The following is a 17579-nucleotide window of genomic DNA, read 5'->3' as shown; positions in this document are numbered from 1 at the left end:
TCATCCATTGATTCGATACGCTGGTGAGCCGGCTCGCATTCGGGCCGGTTTCTGCTACGATTAAATCAGGGAGCGGTCATGAACATGCCTATCAAATTCGACACTCTTTCATACGCCAGAAAACTTGAGGAAGCAGGGCTGCCTCAGCAGCAAGCCGAGGCCCAGTCGCTGGCCTTGCGCGACGCGCTAGCCGAATCCACGGTAACGCCCGGCGATATGCTATTGCTGAAAACAGACCTTATCGCCCGGCTGGAGATACTGCGCAGCGACGTGTACGCGCAGATCGAAAAGCTGCGCTGCGATCTGCAAAGGCAAATCGACGAGTTGAAAGCGCACATGAATATCCGGTTCAACATACTTTACATGGTGACCGGACTATCCTTGGTGCTACATGGCGTGACTCTCGGCGTGCTCTTCAAAATATTGAGCCGGCTGCCATAGCCAGATAAATCAGGCCTTCTCTTCCGGCGCCGTCGACATGCGCACGAACATCGGCGCGACCAGCAGGCCCAGTTCGAACAGCAGGCACATCGGAACCGCCAGCGAGAACATGCTGACCGCGTCGGGCGGCGTGACGATCGCGGCGATCACGAAGGCACCCACGATGGCGTAAGGCCGTATCTCTTTCAGCTTGGCCACAGACACCAAGCCCATGCGCACCAAAATCACCACCACCACCGGCACCTCGAAGGTCGCGCCAAACGCCAGGCACATCGACATGACGAAATCCAGATAGTTCTCGATATCCGGCGTCACCGCGATCGAATGCGGCGAAAATTCGGAGATGAACTGGAACACGCGCCCGAACACCAGGAAGTAGCAGAACGCCACGCCGGCCATGAACAGCACCGACGACGAAATCACCAGCGGCGCGATCAGCCGCTTCTCATGCGCATACAGGCCGGGCGCCACGAAGGCCCACAACTGGTACAGCACCCACGGCAGCGACAGGATGATGGAAATAACCAGTGTCACCTTCATCGGCACCAGGAAGGGCGAGATCACGCCGGTGGCGATCATCTTCGAACCGACCGGCAGCGAGGCGATCATCGGCCGCGCAATAAAGTCATAAATCTGCGACGGACCGGGCCAGATCATCAGCGCGATGCAGACGATGGCAATCCCGATCGACGCCTTGACCAGGCGGTCGCGCAATTCGATCAGGTGAGAGATAAAGGTCTCTTCGCCCTTTTCAGGTGTAGTCATTTAGTAGAACGAAGAAGAGGAGTTGCTGCCGGGGCGGAAGCGCGCCACGCGCGCGGCGCCGGACGTCACGTGCATCTTGCCGCCGTGACGCTGCTTGTACCAGCCGGGGATGGCCGAATTGCGCACCAGCTTCTTGCGGCGGAATTCGCGCGCCTTGCGCGACAGGTCGTCGGTGGTGGCGCTGCTGATGGTCGGCGAGTGGATGGTCGGAGTGTCGTGCCAGGCGTTTTCCACGTCGGCCGCATGCTGCGACATCGAGCTTTCGACGTCCGCCTTCACGCTCTCGGCCGCCGCCTGCACTTCTTTCTGGAGGTTTTTCAACTCTTCCAGTTCGATTTCGCGCGAGACTTCGGATTTGACTTCGTTCAGGTAGCGTTGGGCGCGGCCGTACAGCGTCCCGGCCATGCGCGCTACCTTGGGCAGCTTTTCAGGACCGATGACGACCAGCGCAACCACGCCGATCACAGCAAGTTTGGTAAGACCGAGATCGATCATAAGGGTGTTTCAGCCTGAAGGGAGCGCTGCTCCCCCAGCTTACTTCTTCTCTTTAGCGTCGACGTCGATGGTGCCGGGAGCGGCTGGCGCGGCCGGCTTGTCGTCGTCGCCCTTGACGCCATCCTTGAAGCCTTTAACGGCCTTGCCGATGTCCGAACCCATATTGCCCAGTTTTTTGGTGCCGAAAACCAGCATCACAATCACCAGGACGATCAACCAATGCCAAATACTGAATGAACCCATCATATTCCCCTTGCAAGGCGCATGCGCCCAAATTATCCGTTGATTCGAGAACTGCTGCGACAGTATAAGCGAACCGCCGCCTGTCATGTAGATGTCATGCGGCTATCGATATAACGCCGTCGTGCTTAGCGGCTGCTTAGCGCTGTCCGCGCCAAGGGTGCGGGCCGCCGATCACGTGCAGATGTAAATGGTACACCTCCTGGCCGCCGTTGGGACCACTGTTAATCAGCGTCTTGTAACCGCCGGTCGGCGAGCCGTCCGCATCATAGCCGACCGCGCAGCCGGCTTCCTCTGCCAGACGGGGGGCCAGCGCCAGCATCTTGCCCAGCAGCGGCGCTTCGTTGGCGCTGCAATCCGACAAGGTCGAGAAATGTTTCTTCGGGATCACCAGCAAATGCACCGGCGCGGCCGGGTTGATGTCTTTGAAGGCCAGCAGGTCTTCATCTTCGTAGACGATGGCTGAGGGGATTTTTTTTTCGGCTATTTTGCAAAACAGGCAGTTTTCCACAACGACTCCGTAAATGGGGGAATTATTCCTTGCGGGCGGCTTTTTCGTCGATGCCGGAGACGCCTTCGCGGCGCGCCAGCTCGTCGAGCACCTGCTGCGGCTTCAAATCGAACTGGGCCAGCAGCACCAGCGTATGGAACCACAAGTCGGCCACCTCGTACAGCACCTTGCCGCTGTCGCCGCCGGCGCGCGCATCCTTGGCGGCCATCACGGTTTCGGTGGCTTCCTCGCCGATCTTCTTGAGGATGGCATCGTCGCCCTTGGCGAACAGCTTGGAGGTGTAGGACGTCGCGGGATCGCCCCCGTTGGCCAGTTTGCGCGACTCGATGATGTCGGCCAGGCGGTCCAGGATAGTGCTCATGTCGATTTCTTTGCTTTGGTTTTCGCCACGGTGGCGGGGGTGTAGATTTCCGACGGGTCTTTCAGCACCGGCTCGGTATTCTGCCAGTCGCCTTCCAGCGCGTCGCCTTCGAACTTCTGGAAGAAGCAGGAATGGCGGCCGGTATGGCAGGCGATGCCGCCGGCCTGCTCAATCTTCAGCAGCACCACGTCCTCGTCGCAGTCGAGGCGGATTTCCAGCACCTTCTGCACGTGGCCGGACTCTTCGCCCTTGTGCCACAGCTTCTTGCGCGAGCGGCTCCAGTAGACAGCCTCGCCCAGCTCGACCGTCTTGGCCAGCGCGTCGCGGTTCATCCAGGCGAACATCAACACATCGTTGCTGCCCGCTTCCTGGGCGATGACCGGCACCAGGCCGTGCTCGTCCCACTGGATTTTCTTCAGCCATTTAGCCTTGGCCAAGGCGCTTGCGGTGATCGACATCTTACTTTCCCAACTGTTATGAAACTACGCCAGGCGCATCGGAATGCCCTGCTGCGCCATGAAGCGCTTGGCTTCCTGCACGGTGTGCTGGCCGTAGTGGAAGATACTGGCCGCCAGCACCGCGTCGGCCTTGCCCAGCTTGATGCCGTCGGCCAGATCCTGCAAGCCGCCGACACCGCCCGAGGCGATCACCGGGATGCCAACCGCGTCGGACACGCCGCGCGTCAGGCCCAGGTCGAAGCCGGACTTGGTGCCGTCGCGGTCCATGCTGGTCAGCAGGATTTCGCCGGCGCCCAGCTGCTCCATTTTCTTCGCCCATTCGATGGCGTCGATGCCGGTGGCCTTGCGGCCGCCGTGGGTGAACACTTCCCAACGCCCTGGCGCAATCTGCTTGGCGTCGATCGCCACCACGATGCATTGCGAACCGTGCTTTTGCGAGGCGTCGAACACCAGCTGCGGATTCGACACCGCCGACGAGTTCATGCTGACCTTGTCCGCGCCGGCGTTGAGCAGGCGGCGCACATCGGCCACTTCGCGCACGCCGCCACCCACCGTCAGCGGGATGAACACCTGCGAAGCGACGGCTTCGATGATGTCCAGGATCAGGCCGCGGTTGTCGCTGGTGGCGGTGATGTCGAGGAAGGTCAGTTCGTCGGCGCCCTGCTCGTCGTAGCGACGGGCGATTTCCACCGGGTCGCCGGCGTCGCGCAGCTCGGTGAAATTGACGCCTTTGACGACGCGGCCATTGGTCACGTCCAGGCAGGGGATGATGCGTTTAGCGAGCATGGTATTTAACTTTAGTTTTCTTCCGAGTCGACTTCCAGGTCGCCGCTCAGTTCATCCGCGCGCAACTGGGCCGAAGCCAGGTCGATGGTGCCTTCGTAAATCGAACGGCCGCAGATCACGCCTTCGATGCCTTCGTCCTGGACAGCGCACAACGCTTCGACGTCGCCCAGGTTGTGCAGGCCGCCCGACGCGATGACCGGGATCTTGACCGCTTGCGCCAGCTTGACGGTGGCTTCGATGTTGACGCCGCCCATCATGCCGTCGCGGCCGATGTCGGTGTAGATGATCGATTCGACGCCATAGGCTTCGAACTTCTTGGCCAGGTCGATCACTTCGTGGCCGGACATCTTGCTCCAGCCGTCGGTGGCGACCTTGCCGTCCTTGGCGTCCAGGCCGACGATGATGTGGCCGGGGAAGGCGCCGCAGGCGTCATGCAGGAAGCCCGGCTCCTTGACCGCGGCGGTGCCGATGATGACGTAGCTGATGCCGGCGTCCAGGTAGCGCTCGATGGTGTCGAGGTCGCGGATGCCGCCGCCCAGCTGCACGGGGATTTCGTCCAGGTCGTTTTCTTCAGCGTATTCCTGCACCACCTTCAGGATGGCCTTGACCGCGCCTTCGTTCTTCGGCTTGCCGGCGAAGGCGCCGTTCAGGTCGACCAGGTGCAGGCGGCGCGCGCCTTGCTTGAGCCAATGCAGGGCCATGTCGGCCGGGTCTTCGGAAAATACGGTGGCGAGTTCCATATCGCCTTGTTTCAAGCGAACGCAGTGACCGTCTTTGAGGTCGATGGCAGGAATGAGCAGCATGATGGTTTCAGTAGATTTAAGGGGTAAATGAAATCAAGGGTTCCAGTGAACGAAATTTTTGTACAACTGCAATCCGGCCGCGGCGCTTTTCTCCGGGTGGAACTGGGTCGCAAAAATATTATCACGGGCGACGGCGCAACTGAACGCCGCACCGTAGACAGTTTGTCCGACGGTGTGCTCGGTGCGTTCAGGCTGGGCGAAATAGCTGTGCACGAAATAGAAGTAACTGTTGTCGGCAATGTCCTGCCACATCGGGTGAGACGCGTTTTGGTGGACTTGGTTCCAACCCATTTGCGGCACCTTGAAGCGCGAGCCGTCTTCCTGGATCTGGCCGTCCAGCTGGAAGCGTACCACCTTGCCCGGCAACAGGCCGAGGCCGGCGGCGTCGCCTTCCTCGCTGACGTCGAACAGCATCTGCTCGCCGATGCACACACCCATCAGCGGCTTGGTTTTGGCGGCCACCAGCAGCGCTTCCTGCACGCCGGACTCGCGCAGGCTGCGCATGCAGTCCGGCATGGCGCCCTGGCCGGGCAGCACGATGCGGTCGGCGCTTTCGATGTCGGCCACTTCGCCGGAGATCAGCACATTGGCTTCGGGCGCGACGGCGCGCAGGGCCTGCGCGACCGAGCGCAGATTACCCATGCCGTAATCAACTACTACGATTTTTTTCATGATGTGTGGTGTGCAAACTCGTTACAGACTGCCCTTGGTCGACGGGATGGTGCCGGCGGCGCGCGGGTCCAGCTCGGACGCCATGCGCAGCGCGCGGCCGAAGGCCTTGAACACAGTTTCGCATTGATGGTGGGCGTTGGTGCCGCGCAGGTTATCGATGTGCAGCGTGACCAGGGCGTGATTGACGAAGCCGCGGAAGAATTCCAGCGTCAGGTCGACGTCGAAGGTGCCGATCATCGCGCGCGTGAACGGAATGTGGTACTCGATGCCTGGACGGCCGGAGAAATCCAGCACCACGCGCGACAGCGCCTCGTCCAGCGGCACATACGAGTGGCCGTAGCGGACGATGCCCTTGCGGTCGCCGATGGCCTTGGCCACGGCCATGCCGAGCGTGATGCCGACGTCTTCCACCGTGTGGTGGTTGTCGATATGGATGTCGCCGGTCGCTTCCACGTCCAGGTCGAACAGGCCGTGACGGGCGATCTGGTCCAGCATGTGGTCCAGGAAGGGCACGCCGGTGTTCAGCTTTTGCTGGCCGGTGCCGTCAAGGTTGATGGAAACGCGGACTTGCGTCTCGTTGGTGTTGCGGATGATTTCTGCGGTGCGGTTCATGAAGGGCTCGCGATGGGTCTCAGGATGCCAGCGATGCGGCGAAGGCATCGAGGAAGGTGGAATTCTCTTCCGGGGTACTGACCGTGATACGCAAACAATTGGCCAGCACATCGTGCATTTTACCTACATTTTTGACTAATACCTTGCGGGACAGCAGTTTTGCGTAGGCATCGTCGGAATTTGGCACCCGTATCAAGATAAAATTCGCCGCCGAGGGAAATACCTCGACGCCGGGCATAGCGGCCAATGCAGCCGTCAGATCGGCGCGTGCTGCGCGTAAAGCGGTGGCCTGCTGGTTCAGCACCTCCACGTGGTCGAGCGCGAATTCGGCCGCTGCCTGCGTCAACACGTTGATGTTGTAAGGAGGCCGCACTTTGTCGAACTCCGCCAGCAATTGCGGCGCCGCCGACATGTAGCCCAGGCGGATGCCGGCCAGGCCCAGCTTCGATACGGTGCGCATGACCACAAGATTGTTAAATTCCGGCAGGCGGTGCATAAAGGTTTGCTGCGCGAACGGCTCGTAGGCTTCGTCGACCACGGCCAACCCGAAACCATCGAGCGCCTTGATGATGGCGACGATATCGTCTGCGGCGAACAGGTTACCGGTCGGGTTGTTTGGATAGGACAGGAACACCAGCGACGGCTTGTGCTGCTTGATCGCGGCCAGCATGGCCGGCATATCCAGCGTCAGGTCGGCCTTGAGCGGCACGCCAACGTAATCCATGCCGGCGAATTGCGCCGAGCGCTGGTACATGACGAACGACGGCGTCGGCGCCAGCACCACGGCGCGGCGGTCCTGCAGCGCGCAGCCCATGCACAGGATCGAGATCAATTCGTCGGAGCCGTTGCCCAGCATGACGTCGTAGCCGGCCGGGACGCCCAGCCTGGCGCACACGCTTTGCTTGATGGTGGCGTAGGACGCGACCGGATAGCGGTTCAGCGTCACGTCCACCAGGCGGCGGGCCAGTTCCTCGCGCAGATGATGCGGAAGGTGGTAAGGGTTCTCCATCGCATCCAGTTTGATATAACCACTCGCGTCGGCGACGTGGTAGCCATGGATGGCGCGCACGTCGGAGCGGATGGTGGTGTTGACCAGGGTGTCGATGGAAGACATCTTACTAAGGCTCCTATGAGTTAATTAAACTTCGCTTGGGTGATGCTTTTTTCTTTTTTTCGGGCGGCGCCGGCACTTCCGGCATCGCCAGGCGTTCGGCAATGATGGCGCAATAATCGGGATTCAGTTCGAAGCCGACGAAATTGCGGCCGCAGCGCTTGGCGGCGATCGCCGTCGTGCCGCTGCCCATGAACAGGTCCAGCACCACGCCGTCCGGCGGGCACGAGGCCTTGAGCATGCGCTCGATGATCTCCAGCGGCTTTTGCGTCGGATGGTCGGCGCGCTCGGGATGCTCCCGGTGCAGGCGCGACACACTCCACAAATCCTTGGGGTTGTAGCCCACTTCCAGCCACTTGGCGCCGACGAAGATCGAGCGCGAACGGGCTTTCTTGGTTTCGGCGTCGTAGGGAATGCGCACCGAGTCCAGATCGAAGTAGTAATCCTTGCGGCGCACGAAGAAGCCGATGGTGTCGTGCACCGACGAGTAGCTGCGCACGCTGCCGCCCATCGACGGCACGCGGCGGTCCCAGATAATCTCGTTCATCATCGTCATGCGCTTTTTCAGCAGCACGAAGATCTCCGGCGAAAAGCGCCAGGTCAGGAAAATGTACAGGCTGCCGTTGGGCTTGAGCTTGGGCAGCGCGGCGTCGATCCATTGCTCGGTCCAGCGCAGGTACTCTTCCACCGTTTGGGTATCGGAGTCGTTGCCGTAGTCCTTGCCCAGGTTGTACGGCGGGTCGGTCAAAATCAGGTCGATGGAACCGTCCGGGATGCGCGCCAGGCCGGCCAGCGCATCCTCACAGAAGACCTGATTGATCCATGCTTCACTCATTTGAGGCGCAGCTCCGCGCTGCGGGCGTGGGCCTGCAGACCTTCGCCGTAGGCCAGCTCCGCCGCGACCTTGCCCAGCGTTTGCGCGCCGGCTTCGCTGACGTGGATGATCGACGAGCGTTTCTGGAAATCGTACACGCCCAGCGGCGACGAGAAGCGCGCGGTGCGCGACGTCGGCAGCACGTGGTTAGGGCCGCAGCAGTAGTCGCCCAGCGATTCGGACGAATAGCGGCCGAGGAACATGGCGCCGGCGTGGCGGATCTGGTCCGCCCACTGCTGCGGGTTCTCGGCCGAGATTTCCAGGTGTTCGGCGGCGATGCTGTTGGCGATGGCGCAGGCTTCGGCCATGTCGCACACTTTCACCAGGGCGCCGCGGTCGGTCAGCGAGGTGCGGATCACTTCCGCGCGCGGCATCGTCGGCAGCAGCTTGTTGATGCTCGCTTCCACCTTGGCGATGTAGTCGGCGTCGGGGCACAGCAGGATGGCTTGCGCCAGTTCGTCGTGCTCGGCCTGCGAGAACAGGTCCATCGCCACCCAGTCCGGATCGGTGGTGCCGTCGCAGATGATCAGGATTTCGGAAGGGCCGGCGATCATGTCGATGCCGACGATGCCGAACACGCGGCGCTTGGCGGCGGCCACGTAGGCGTTGCCGGGGCCGACGATCTTGTCGACCGGCGCGATGGTCTCGGTGCCGTGCGCCAGCGCGGCGACAGCCTGCGCGCCGCCGATGGTGATGACGCGGGTGACGCCGGCAATCGCGGCGGCGGCCAGCACCATCTGGTTCTTCACGCCGTCCGGAGTCGGCACCACCATGATGATCTCTTGTACGCCGGCGACGTGCGCGGGTATCGCGTTCATCAGCACCGACGACGGATAGGCGGCCTTGCCGCCCGGGACGTAGATGCCCACGCGGTCCAGCGGCGTGACCTTCTGGCCCAGCACCGTGCCATCGGCTTCGGTGTAGGTGAAGCCGTTCAGTTCCTGCTTCTGGCGTTCGTGGAATACGCGGATGCGCTGCGCGGCGATGTGCAGTGCGTTGCGTTGCGCTTCAGGGATCGCGGCCAATGCGGCCTGCAATTCGGCTTCGGGAATATCGAAGGCGGCCATGCTGGGGGCGCCGCCGTTCGGAATGCGGTCGAAGCGGTTGGTGTATTCCAGCACGGCGGCGTCGCCGCGCGCCTTGACGTCGGCGAGGATGCCGCCGACGGCGCGTTCGATCGCTTCATCAGTGCTCGCTTCAAATGCCAGCAGGGCATCCAGGGACTTTTTGAAATCGGCTTGGGTGGAATCGAGCTTGGTAATTTGAATCGACATGATGTTTTACTTTTTAGAGGCGCGTTCGAATGCTTCGATAATCGGTTGCAGGCGGGCGCGCTTGAGCTTCAGGGCGGCCTGGTTGACGATCAGGCGCGACGAGATGTCCATGATCGCTTCGACTTCCTTCAAGTCGTTGGCGCGCAGCGTATTGCCGGTGCTGACCACGTCGACGATGGCGTCCGACAGGCCGACCAGCGGCGCCAGTTCCATCGAGCCATACAGCTTGATCAGGTCGACGTGCACCCCCTTCTTGGCGAAGTGCTCACGCGCCGTCTCGACGAACTTGGTGGCCACGCGCAGGCGCGCGCCCTGGCGCACGGCGGTCTCGTAATCGAAACCGTTGCGCACCGCGACCGACATGCGGCAGGCCGCGATATTCAAATCGATAGGCTGGTACAGGCCTTCGCCGCCGTGTTCCAGCAGCACGTCCTTGCCGGCCACGCCGAAGTCCGCCGCGCCGTGCTGCACATAAGTCGGCACGTCCGTGGCGCGCACGATGATGACGCGGACGTCAGGATCGTTGGTCGACAGGATCAGCTTGCGCGAAGTCTCCGGGTTTTCGGTGACGGTGATGCCGGCCGCTTCCAGCAGCGGCAGGGTGTCCTCGAAAATACGTCCCTTCGACAGCGCGAGGATCAGCTGCGAGTTGGCCTGGAATGCGCTCATGATTATTTAATCCGTTTGATGTTGGCACCGACTGCGGACAGTTTTACTTCCATCTGGTCGTAGCCGCGATCGAGGTGGTAGATACGGTCGATCAGCGTTTCGCCGCGCGCGGTCAGCGCCGCGATCACCAGCGATGCCGAGGCGCGCAGGTCGGTCGCCATCACGGGCGCGCCCACCAGCTGCTCGACGCCTTTGATGAAGGCGGTGTTGCCGTCGGTTTCAATCGACGCGCCCAGGCGGTTCATCTCCTGCACGTGCATGAAGCGGTTTTCGAAAATCGTTTCGGTCACGCGGCTGGCGCCGTCGGCGATGGTGTTCACCGCCATGAACTGCGCCTGCATGTCGGTCGGGAAGCCTGGGTATTCGGTGGTGCGGAAGGTCACAGGCGTAGGGCGCTTGTCCATCTGCGCGCGGATCCAGTTGTCGCCGATGGTCATTTGCAGGCCGATCTCGCGCAGCTTGTCCAGCGCGGCGTCCATGATGTCGACGCGGGTGTTGCGGATCGTGATATCGCCGCCGGTGGCAGCCACCGCGCACAGGAAGGTCGCCGCTTCGATACGGTCGGAGATGACAGCGTGCTTGGCGCCGTGCAGTTCGGCCACGCCCTGGATCGTCAGGCGGTTGGTGCCGATGCCTTCGATCTTCGCGCCCATCGCCACCAGCAGGTTGGCCAGATCGGTCACTTCAGGTTCGCAGGCGGCGTTTTCCAGCACGGTCTCGCCTTCGGCCAGCGTTGCTGCCATCAGCAGGTTCTCGGTGCCGGTGACGGTGATCATGTCGGTGACGATGCGCGCGCCCTTGAGCTTTTTGCACTTGGCGTAGATGTAGCCGCCTTCGACGGTGATGTCCGCGCCCAGCGCCTGCAGGCCCTTGATGTGCTGGTCCACCGGACGCGAGCCGATGGCGCAGCCGCCCGGCAGCGAGACCTTGGCTTCGCCGAAGCGCGCCAGCAATGGGCCCAGCACCAGGATCGAGGCGCGCATGGTTTTCACCAGCTCATACGGGGCTTCCAGCTTGTCGATGGCGCTGCCGTTGAGCGTGACCTTGTCGCCGTCCTGTGTCACTTTCAGGCCGGTCTGGCCCAGCAGCTTGAGGATGGTCGCCACGTCGTGCAGGTGCGGCACGTTGGACAGTTCGACATCGCCCGACGTCAGCAGGCCGGCGCACAGGATAGGCAGCGCCGCGTTCTTCGCGCCGGAGATGTTGATGTCGCCGTTCAGGCGGTTGCCGCCTTGTATGAGGAGCTTGTCCATGCTTGCTTATCCTTGGTATTCGTCAGGGGTGAGGGTTTTCATCGACAGCGCGTGGATTTCTTCGCGCATGCGGTCGCCCAGCGCGGCGTACACGATCTGGTGGCGCTGGATCAAACGCTTGCCGACAAAGGCCGGCGAAACGATGATGGCCTGGAAGTGCTGGCCGTCGCCCTCCACTTCGAGGTGGGTGCATTCGAGGCCGGCGCTCAGGTAGCCGTGGATCAGTTCTGGAGTAGTGGTCATGATGAAGTCCTTGGAATTAATAGCGCAGACGGTAACCGCTGCGCAGCAAACGAATCGCCAGCAGTGCCAACACGACGAGGAAGGCGGAGACGATGCTCACGCTGATCAGCGGGTTGACGTCCGACTGGCCGAAGAAACCGTAGCGGAAGCCGTCGATCATGTAGAAGAACGGGTTCAAATGCGAGATCGTCAGCCAAAACGGCGGCAGCGAGTGGATGGAGTAGAACACGCCGGACAGGAAGGTCAGCGGCATGATCAGGAAGTTCTGGAACGCGGCCAGCTGGTCGAATTTCTCGGCCCAGATGCCGGCGATCAGGCCCATGGTGCCGAGGATGGCGGCGCCCAGCAGCGCGAACACCACGATCCACAGCGGCGCCGTGAACGACAGGTGGGCGAACCACGCCGTCACCACGAACACGCCGAAGCCGACCACGATGCCACGCACCATGGCGGCGATCACGTAGGCCGAGAAGATCTCCCAGTGCGACAGTGGCGTGAGCAGCACGAACACCAGGTTGCCGGTGATCTTGGACTGGATCAGCGACGACGACGAGTTGGCGAAGGAGTTCTGCAACACGCTCATCATCACCAGGCCGGGAATCAGGAAGGCGGTGTAGCTGACATCCGCGTACACGGTGACGCGACCTTCGAGCACATGGCCGAAGATCAGCAGGTACAGCATCGCCGTCAGGATGGGCGCGGCGACGGTTTGCGTGGCGACTTTCCAGAAGCGCAGCGTCTCCTTGTAGACCAGGGTGCGGAAGCCGGTGGAGATGAAGTTCATACGGTGCCCTTATCCATGATCTGCAAGAAGATGTCTTCCAGGTCAGCTTGTTGCAATTGCATTTCGTCGATCACGGCGCCGGATTCACGCAGGCGCGCCAGCAGGGTTTCGACTTCAGCGTATTCGTTGACGCGCAGGCTGTACTTCTTGCCGTGCTCCGACTGCTCCGGATGCGTGACCAGGTGGCGCATGTCTTGCGGCAGGTCGCCGGCGGCCAGGTTGACCGTCAGCTGCGAGCCGGAGATGCGGCGGATCAGCGACGCCATCGTGTCCAGCGCGACCACCTTGCCGCTCTTGAGCATGGCCACGCGCTTGCACATGGCTTGCGCTTCTTCGAGGTAGTGGGTGGTCAGCACCACGGTGTGGCCTTCGCGGTTCAGGCGCGAGATGAACTTCCACAGCGTCTGGCGCAGTTCGACGTCGACGCCGGCGGTCGGCTCGTCAAGCACGATCACGGGCGGCTTGTGCACCAGCGCCTGCGCCACCAGCACGCGGCGCTTCATGCCGCCGGACAGAGCGCGCATGTTGACGTCGGCCTTGTTGGTCAGGTCGAGGTTGTGCATCACCTCGTCGATCCAGGCGTCGTTGTTCGGCAGGCCGAAGTAGCCCGACTGCAGGCGCAGCGTCTCGCGCACCGTGAAGAAGGGGTCGAACACCAGTTCCTGCGGCACCACGCCCAGCTTCTTGCGGGCGGCGCGGAAATCGCCGGTGACGTCGTGGCCATGAATGGTGACCTTGCCGGCGTCGGGACGGATCAGGCCCGCGATGATGGATATCAGTGTGGTCTTGCCCGCGCCGTTGGGGCCCAGCAGGCCGAAAAACTCGCCCTCTTCGATCGAAAGGGACACGCCGCCCAGTGCCTGGAGCGACTTGTAGCGCTTCTCGACATTACTTATTTGGATCGCTGTCATGCTTGACTTATCTGTAAGGTGCGGCGGCGCGAGCCGGCGCTGTGTGGCCTAAACGTGGCGGAAGATGCTGCGGGCGCCGCGGCTCTCAGGCAGCGGCAACGTTCAATTATATTGGAAATTTGCTTCGGCAGAGCCGGACAGGCTATTTACCGAGGGAACAACAGGCGGCGGGGGTGCGGCGAGGGTCAATGATGGTGGTGCGAAGCCGAGTCGTCGGCGAGACCGGTCTTTTTGGTGAAGAAGGACTCCGGCGCATCGACCGGGGCGAATTCGTCGTGAGCGGGGTTGCGCGCGGCGGCGCCGTCCTGGTCCAGCTTGGCGTCCGGCGGGAACAGCAGCGAGCACACGCCATACAGCTTGGTCAAGCTTTGCAGCGCCGGCGGCAGGTTTTTCAGTTCCAGCTTGACGCCGGCATCCTGGGCGGCGCGTTGCCACGCCAGCATGACCGACACCGCCACCGAATCCACCGTCAACACATGGCGCAGGTCGAACACGGTCTGGCCGGCCTTGAGGGCCGCCAGGCCGCGCTCCAGCGCCGCGGAGGCGTTGAGCACGGTCAGGGTCGTGAGCGACTGCAAGTTGTCGATGGCTTCGGAAACGGCGGTAGACATGGCGTTATGGCTTCGTTGTGGCTTACTTGGCGACGGTTTTCAGGGGTTTGTTGGCCAGCGACTTGTTCTTTTCCGTCAGGGTCTTGATCAGGCCGTCGATGCCGCCCTTGCTGATTTCGGAGGCGAACGTGCCTTTGTAGGTCTCGACCAGCCATGCGCCCAGCACATTGATGTCGTAGATCTTCCAGCCCGACGGGGTCTTGGCGACGCGGTAGTTCAGCGGGATCGGTTCGCCGCGGGCGACGTTGACCTGCGAACGCACTTCCACTTCGTTGTCGGTCGGATCGGAACGCATCGGCTTGAATTCGATGGTTTCGTTCTTAATTTGCGACAGCGCGCCGGAGTAGGTGAAGATCAGCAGCGTGCGGAACTGTTCCGACAGCGCTTTTTGCTGGTCGGGCGTGGCGTCGCGCCAGAAGCGGCCGGCCGCCAGCGCGGTCATGCGCTGCGAATCGACGTAGGGCAGGATCTTGCTTTCCACCAAGTCGAGCACCTTCTTCTGGTCGCCGGACTGGATGGCTTTGTCGGCCTTGGCCGTCTCAATCACTTCCTGGCTGATGCGCTTGACCAGCACGTCCGGCGCTTCGTTGGACGGCGCGGTGGCCGCGTGGGCGTTGACGGCCAGTGCAACAGTTGCTAAAGCGATAAGTTGTTTGATCAATTTCATGTTGTCGTTACCTTTGTGTGGTTCTTCGGGGTCACTGGCTGGCGGTAGCCGCAGCCGGTGCGCCAGAGTTTAACTCTTTTGGCGCCGATTCGGATGACACGGGGGCAGAACTTTGTGCGGCGGCAACCGGAACGGCCGCTGGTTTGGCGTCAATCTCGGCCGAATCATCCTTCTTGGACTTGCGCGGAGCGTCGCCGTCGTCAGGATGGATCTGGCTTTCGCGGCGCTGCAGGAAGCCGTCGCGGATGAATTCGTAGCGGTCCAGCGCGGCATCTTCCAGCAGGCTGGTCGCGTTGAGCAGGTTGGCACGTTGGTCGACGACACGGATCGCGGTACCGGTGTTGCGGATGTAGACCGGTTCCTTGTAGGCCCAGATGTCGCCCTTGATATCGAGCGGCAAGGCCACCGTGTCGCGCACGGTCGATGGGCCCAGCAGCGGCAGCATCAGGTAAGGGCCGGAAGGCACGCCCCAGGTACCCAAGGTCTGGCCGAAGTCTTCCTTGTGCTTTTGCAAGCCGGCTTCCGAGGCGATGTCGAACAGGCCGACGATACCCAGCGTGGAGTTCAGCGCGAAGCGGGTGACGTCCGACATGCCGGCCTCACCCTTGCCTTGCAGCAGGTTGTTGACGCCGGTCCAGGCGTCGGCCAGGTTACCGAAGAAATTGTTGACGCCGGTCTGCACGAAGTTCGGCAGCACGTTGCGGTAGGCCGTGGCGGCCGGCTTGAGCGCGTAGGTGTCGACCGTATCGTTAAAGCTGAACATGGCGCGGTTGAAGCCCTCGTAAGGGTCGCGCGGGTTCGGGCCGGCGCAGCCGGCCAGCAGCACGGTGACGCCCAGCGCCAATGCGGCGCTGCGGAGAGATTTCGGAGTACGGTACGTCATTTACTGTCCTTTCCCTCTGCAGCTTTGCTGTAGATGAATTGATTGATCAGGTCTTCCAGTACGGCGGCGGACTGGGTACGGGCGATCTTGTCGCCGGCGGCCAGGTTGTTGGTGTCGCCGCCGGCTTCGATGCCCACGTATTGCTCGCCCAGCAGGCCGGCGGTCAGGATCTTGGCCGAGCTGTCTTTCGGGAACTTGTAGCCTTCTTCCATGTTCAAGGTTACCAGTGCCTGGTAACTCTTGTCATCAAACTTGATCTCTCCCACACGGCCTACCACCACGCCGGCCGCCTTGACCGCCGCTTGCGGGCGCAGGCTGCCGATGTTGTCGAACTTGGCGGTGATCGGATACACCTTGCCGAATGACATGGAACCCATGTTGCCGGCCTTCAGCGCAAGAAACATCAGCGCGGCGACGCCGACGACGATGAACAGACCGACCCAGACATCCAGAGATTTACGTTGCATAGCGATTCCTTAGTTTCTTATCTTGTACTTTAACGCTTATTTGCTGAACATCAGCGCCGTCATCATGAAGTCCAGCCACCAGATCATCAGTGACGAGATCACGACCGTGCGGGTAGTGGCACGCGCCACGTCTTCCGGGGTCGGCTGGGCTTCATAGCCCTGGTACAGCGCAATAAAGGTGATGGCGATGCCGAACACCACGCTCTTGGCAAAACCGTTGAAAATATCTTTCCAGATGTCGACGCCGCCCTGCATCTGCGACCAGAACGCGCCGTCGTCGACGCCGATCAGCTGCACGCCGACCAGCCAGCCGCCCAGCACGCCGACCGCGCTGAACACCGACGCCAGCAGCGGCACCGAGATCACGCCGGCCCAGAAACGGGGCGCCAGCACGCGCTGGATCGGATTGACGGCCATCATTTCCATCGCCGACAACTGCTCGCCAGCCTTCATCAGGCCGATTTCGGCGGTCAGCGAGGTGCCGGCGCGGCCGGCAAACAGCAGCGCGGTGATCACCGGGCCCAGTTCACGGGTCAGGCCCAGCGCCACCAGCAGGCCCAGCGACTGTTCGGCGCCGTATTTGTTGAGCGTGTAGTAGCCCTGCAGACCCAACACCATGCCGACGAACAGGCCGGACAGGGTGATGATCAGCATCGAATAATTGCCGATGAAGTGCAGTTGCTCGATCAGCAGCGCCGGACGCCGCAGCAGGCCGGGCGACACGCCCAGCATGTTGGCGAAGGTACGGGCGCCGTAGCCTATGCTTTCGACGTAGTCGCGCAGCGGCGCGCCCAGCTTGGACAACCAGTTCTTGATGCTCATAAGACTTGCACTCCCAGGCCCAGATCGTCGGCCAGGGACTTGCCTGGATAGTGGAACGGCACCGGGCCATCGGCCTCGGCGTTGACGAACTGCTTCACGTACGGGTCGGTGGACACCATCATGTCGGCCGGCGTGCCATGCGCGACGATCTTGCCTTGCGACAGGAAGTACACGTAGTCGGCGATGGCGAAGCATTCCTTGACATCGTGCGACACCAGCACGGTGGTCGAGCCCAGCGCGGTATTCAGGTTGCGGATCAGGTTGGCGGTGACGCCCATCGAGATCGGGTCGAGGCCGGCGAACGGCTCGTCGTACATAATCAGTTCCGGGTCCAGCGCGATCGAACGCGCCAGCGCCACGCGGCGCGCCATGCCGCCGGAGATTTCGCCCGGCTTGAGCTTGGCGGCGTTGCGCAGGCCCACGGCGTGCAATTTCATCAGCACCAGGTTGCGGATCAGCTCTTCCGGCAAGTCGGTATGCTCGCGCAGCGGGAAGGCGACGTTTTCAAATACGCTCAGGTCGGTGAACAGCGCGCCGTGCTGGAACAACATGCCCATCTTGCGGCGCAGCAGATACAGGCCGGCGGTATTCAATTTGTGCACGATCTGGCCCTGCACCTTGACATGGCCGCGTTGCGGGCGGATCTGGCCGCCGATCAGGCGCAATACCGTGGTCTTGCCGCTGCCCGAGCCACCCATCACTGCGATTACTTTCCCGCGTGGGAAATCCATCTGGAGCCCCGACAGGATCGAGCGCTTTCCATAGGAGAAGTGTAAATCACGGATTTCGACTAGATTAGCCACGACTGAACTCATTGTTTTTAATGCCGTATTGTAGTGCAGAAAGGTTAATCTCTGCTGGCGCCC

Annotated in this window: 25 protein-coding genes; 1 reads left to right on the top strand and 24 read right to left on the bottom strand. The window is 61.9% G+C overall.

Annotated elements, in window-relative coordinates:
• Positions 1-78: 78 nt before the first annotated feature.
• Entirely contained in the window at positions 79-441 is a 363-nt protein-coding gene (locus D0T21_RS21950) for a hypothetical protein (protein ID WP_116991416.1), read from the top strand.
• 9 nt (positions 442-450) lie between these two features.
• Here D0T21_RS21950 and tatC read toward each other — a convergent pair whose 3' ends face one another.
• The 24 genes from tatC to D0T21_RS21830 form a co-directional block, all read right to left on the bottom strand.
• Positions 451-1206: a twin-arginine translocase subunit TatC gene (gene tatC / locus D0T21_RS21945; protein ID WP_020703803.1), complete on the bottom strand. Its 756-nt coding sequence runs from the start codon at positions 1204-1206 to the stop codon at positions 451-453.
• On the bottom strand, positions 1207-1701 hold the full coding sequence (gene tatB / locus D0T21_RS21940; RefSeq protein WP_116991415.1) for a Sec-independent protein translocase protein TatB: 495 nt from the start codon (positions 1699-1701) through the stop codon (positions 1207-1209). It abuts the gene before it with no gap.
• A 39-nt stretch (positions 1702-1740) separates the two neighbouring features.
• Positions 1741-1944: a Sec-independent protein translocase subunit TatA gene (tatA, locus tag D0T21_RS21935; protein ID WP_026334731.1), complete on the bottom strand. Its 204-nt coding sequence runs from the start codon at positions 1942-1944 to the stop codon at positions 1741-1743.
• Between the two features lie 136 nt (positions 1945-2080).
• Positions 2081-2452, bottom strand: a complete 372-nt coding sequence (locus D0T21_RS21930; RefSeq protein WP_116991414.1) for a histidine triad nucleotide-binding protein — start codon at positions 2450-2452, stop codon at positions 2081-2083.
• 22 nt (positions 2453-2474) lie between these two features.
• Positions 2475-2813 (bottom strand): phosphoribosyl-ATP diphosphatase, encoded by a 339-nt coding sequence (locus D0T21_RS21925; RefSeq protein WP_116991413.1) that lies wholly within the window; start codon positions 2811-2813, stop codon positions 2475-2477.
• Positions 2810-3271: a phosphoribosyl-AMP cyclohydrolase gene (gene hisI / locus D0T21_RS21920; RefSeq protein WP_116991412.1), complete on the bottom strand. Its 462-nt coding sequence runs from the start codon at positions 3269-3271 to the stop codon at positions 2810-2812. The genes D0T21_RS21925 and hisI overlap by 4 nt, the downstream gene beginning before the upstream one ends.
• Before the next feature lie 24 nt (positions 3272-3295).
• A complete protein-coding gene (gene hisF / locus D0T21_RS21915) occupies positions 3296-4057 on the bottom strand; it encodes an imidazole glycerol phosphate synthase subunit HisF (RefSeq protein WP_116991411.1) in 762 nt (253 codons plus the stop codon).
• An 11-nt stretch (positions 4058-4068) separates the two neighbouring features.
• A complete protein-coding gene (gene hisA, locus D0T21_RS21910) occupies positions 4069-4860 on the bottom strand; it encodes a 1-(5-phosphoribosyl)-5-[(5-phosphoribosylamino)methylideneamino]imidazole-4-carboxamide isomerase (protein WP_116991410.1) in 792 nt (263 codons plus the stop codon).
• Between the two features lie 33 nt (positions 4861-4893).
• Positions 4894-5532, bottom strand: coding sequence for an imidazole glycerol phosphate synthase subunit HisH (hisH, locus tag D0T21_RS21905; RefSeq protein WP_116991409.1), 639 nt, complete (start codon positions 5530-5532; stop codon positions 4894-4896).
• Positions 5533-5553: 21 nt separating this feature from the next.
• The gene (gene hisB / locus D0T21_RS21900; protein ID WP_008443061.1) at positions 5554-6144 is read right to left on the bottom strand and encodes an imidazoleglycerol-phosphate dehydratase HisB; all 591 of its coding nucleotides are present in this window, start codon (positions 6142-6144) and stop codon (positions 5554-5556) included.
• 19 nt (positions 6145-6163) lie between these two features.
• The gene (gene hisC, locus D0T21_RS21895; RefSeq protein WP_116991408.1) at positions 6164-7258 is read right to left on the bottom strand and encodes a histidinol-phosphate transaminase; all 1095 of its coding nucleotides are present in this window, start codon (positions 7256-7258) and stop codon (positions 6164-6166) included.
• A gap of 13 nt (positions 7259-7271) precedes the next feature.
• A complete protein-coding gene (locus tag D0T21_RS21890; RefSeq protein WP_116991407.1) occupies positions 7272-8090 on the bottom strand; it encodes a site-specific DNA-methyltransferase in 819 nt (272 codons plus the stop codon).
• Positions 8087-9403 carry a histidinol dehydrogenase gene (hisD, locus tag D0T21_RS21885; protein WP_116991406.1) on the bottom strand — a complete coding sequence of 439 codons (1317 nt, stop codon included), beginning with the start codon at positions 9401-9403 and terminating at the stop codon, positions 8087-8089. The genes D0T21_RS21890 and hisD overlap by 4 nt, the downstream gene beginning before the upstream one ends.
• Positions 9404-9409: 6 nt before the next feature.
• Complete coding sequence (gene hisG, locus D0T21_RS21880) at positions 9410-10072, bottom strand: ATP phosphoribosyltransferase (RefSeq protein ID WP_008443069.1); 663 nt, start codon at positions 10070-10072, stop codon at positions 9410-9412.
• A gap of 2 nt (positions 10073-10074) precedes the next feature.
• Positions 10075-11325 carry a UDP-N-acetylglucosamine 1-carboxyvinyltransferase gene (gene murA, locus D0T21_RS21875; RefSeq protein ID WP_116991405.1) on the bottom strand — a complete coding sequence of 417 codons (1251 nt, stop codon included), beginning with the start codon at positions 11323-11325 and terminating at the stop codon, positions 10075-10077.
• 6 nt (positions 11326-11331) lie between these two features.
• Entirely contained in the window at positions 11332-11568 is a 237-nt protein-coding gene (locus D0T21_RS21870; protein ID WP_070267817.1) for a BolA family protein, read from the bottom strand.
• 16 nt (positions 11569-11584) lie between these two features.
• Complete coding sequence (locus tag D0T21_RS21865) at positions 11585-12352, bottom strand: ABC transporter permease (RefSeq protein WP_116991404.1); 768 nt, start codon at positions 12350-12352, stop codon at positions 11585-11587.
• Positions 12349-13263, bottom strand: a complete 915-nt coding sequence (locus D0T21_RS21860; RefSeq protein WP_116991403.1) for an ABC transporter ATP-binding protein — start codon at positions 13261-13263, stop codon at positions 12349-12351. The genes D0T21_RS21865 and D0T21_RS21860 overlap by 4 nt, the downstream gene beginning before the upstream one ends.
• 185 nt (positions 13264-13448) lie before the next feature.
• Entirely contained in the window at positions 13449-13874 is a 426-nt protein-coding gene (locus tag D0T21_RS21855) for a lipid asymmetry maintenance protein MlaB (RefSeq protein WP_116991402.1), read from the bottom strand.
• A 22-nt stretch (positions 13875-13896) separates the two neighbouring features.
• The gene (locus D0T21_RS21850; protein ID WP_116991401.1) at positions 13897-14541 is read right to left on the bottom strand and encodes a phospholipid-binding protein MlaC; all 645 of its coding nucleotides are present in this window, start codon (positions 14539-14541) and stop codon (positions 13897-13899) included.
• Positions 14542-14572: 31 nt separating this feature from the next.
• The gene (locus D0T21_RS21845) at positions 14573-15424 is read right to left on the bottom strand and encodes a VacJ family lipoprotein (RefSeq protein WP_116991400.1); all 852 of its coding nucleotides are present in this window, start codon (positions 15422-15424) and stop codon (positions 14573-14575) included.
• Positions 15421-15891: an outer membrane lipid asymmetry maintenance protein MlaD gene (mlaD, locus tag D0T21_RS21840; protein WP_070267829.1), complete on the bottom strand. Its 471-nt coding sequence runs from the start codon at positions 15889-15891 to the stop codon at positions 15421-15423. The genes D0T21_RS21845 and mlaD overlap by 4 nt, the downstream gene beginning before the upstream one ends.
• Before the next feature lie 36 nt (positions 15892-15927).
• Entirely contained in the window at positions 15928-16713 is a 786-nt protein-coding gene (gene mlaE / locus D0T21_RS21835; protein ID WP_116991399.1) for a lipid asymmetry maintenance ABC transporter permease subunit MlaE, read from the bottom strand.
• The gene (locus D0T21_RS21830; RefSeq protein WP_116991398.1) at positions 16710-17528 is read right to left on the bottom strand and encodes an ABC transporter ATP-binding protein; all 819 of its coding nucleotides are present in this window, start codon (positions 17526-17528) and stop codon (positions 16710-16712) included. Before D0T21_RS21830 ends, mlaE begins: the two co-directional genes overlap by 4 nt.
• Positions 17529-17579 lie beyond the last annotated feature (51 nt).

It is taken from the genome of Duganella sp. BJB476 (genome assembly GCF_003416895.1).
Taxonomy (GTDB): domain Bacteria; phylum Pseudomonadota; class Gammaproteobacteria; order Burkholderiales; family Burkholderiaceae_D; genus Rugamonas.
This window is presented reverse-complemented; position numbering and strand designations above follow the sequence as displayed.

Coding starts and splice junctions, on each gene's coding strand:
- D0T21_RS21855 (WP_116991402.1), bottom strand. CDS start 13,874: ATGTCTACCGCCGTTTCCGAAGCCATCGACAACTTGCAGTCGCTCACG.
- murA (WP_116991405.1), bottom strand. CDS start 11,325: ATGGACAAGCTCCTCATACAAGGCGGCAACCGCCTGAACGGCGACATC.
- hisB (WP_008443061.1), bottom strand. CDS start 6,144: ATGAACCGCACCGCAGAAATCATCCGCAACACCAACGAGACGCAAGTC.
- tatB (WP_116991415.1), bottom strand. CDS start 1,701: ATGATCGATCTCGGTCTTACCAAACTTGCTGTGATCGGCGTGGTTGCG.
- hisD (WP_116991406.1), bottom strand. CDS start 9,403: ATGTCGATTCAAATTACCAAGCTCGATTCCACCCAAGCCGATTTCAAA.
- hisF (WP_116991411.1), bottom strand. CDS start 4,057: ATGCTCGCTAAACGCATCATCCCCTGCCTGGACGTGACCAATGGCCGC.
- hisI (WP_116991412.1), bottom strand. CDS start 3,271: ATGTCGATCACCGCAAGCGCCTTGGCCAAGGCTAAATGGCTGAAGAAA.
- hisC (WP_116991408.1), bottom strand. CDS start 7,258: ATGTCTTCCATCGACACCCTGGTCAACACCACCATCCGCTCCGACGTG.
- tatC (WP_020703803.1), bottom strand. CDS start 1,206: ATGACTACACCTGAAAAGGGCGAAGAGACCTTTATCTCTCACCTGATC.
- tatA (WP_026334731.1), bottom strand. CDS start 1,944: ATGGGTTCATTCAGTATTTGGCATTGGTTGATCGTCCTGGTGATTGTG.
- D0T21_RS21860 (WP_116991403.1), bottom strand. CDS start 13,263: ATGACAGCGATCCAAATAAGTAATGTCGAGAAGCGCTACAAGTCGCTC.
- mlaE (WP_116991399.1), bottom strand. CDS start 16,713: ATGAGCATCAAGAACTGGTTGTCCAAGCTGGGCGCGCCGCTGCGCGAC.
- hisG (WP_008443069.1), bottom strand. CDS start 10,072: ATGAGCGCATTCCAGGCCAACTCGCAGCTGATCCTCGCGCTGTCGAAG.
- D0T21_RS21890 (WP_116991407.1), bottom strand. CDS start 8,090: ATGAGTGAAGCATGGATCAATCAGGTCTTCTGTGAGGATGCGCTGGCC.
- mlaD (WP_070267829.1), bottom strand. CDS start 15,891: ATGCAACGTAAATCTCTGGATGTCTGGGTCGGTCTGTTCATCGTCGTC.
- D0T21_RS21925 (WP_116991413.1), bottom strand. CDS start 2,813: ATGAGCACTATCCTGGACCGCCTGGCCGACATCATCGAGTCGCGCAAA.
- D0T21_RS21845 (WP_116991400.1), bottom strand. CDS start 15,424: ATGACGTACCGTACTCCGAAATCTCTCCGCAGCGCCGCATTGGCGCTG.
- D0T21_RS21865 (WP_116991404.1), bottom strand. CDS start 12,352: ATGAACTTCATCTCCACCGGCTTCCGCACCCTGGTCTACAAGGAGACG.
- hisH (WP_116991409.1), bottom strand. CDS start 5,532: ATGAAAAAAATCGTAGTAGTTGATTACGGCATGGGTAATCTGCGCTCG.
- D0T21_RS21850 (WP_116991401.1), bottom strand. CDS start 14,541: ATGAAATTGATCAAACAACTTATCGCTTTAGCAACTGTTGCACTGGCC.
- D0T21_RS21830 (WP_116991398.1), bottom strand. CDS start 17,528: ATGAGTTCAGTCGTGGCTAATCTAGTCGAAATCCGTGATTTACACTTC.
- hisA (WP_116991410.1), bottom strand. CDS start 4,860: ATGCTGCTCATTCCTGCCATCGACCTCAAAGACGGTCACTGCGTTCGC.
- D0T21_RS21950 (WP_116991416.1), top strand. CDS start 79: ATGAACATGCCTATCAAATTCGACACTCTTTCATACGCCAGAAAACTT.
- D0T21_RS21870 (WP_070267817.1), bottom strand. CDS start 11,568: ATGACCACTACTCCAGAACTGATCCACGGCTACCTGAGCGCCGGCCTC.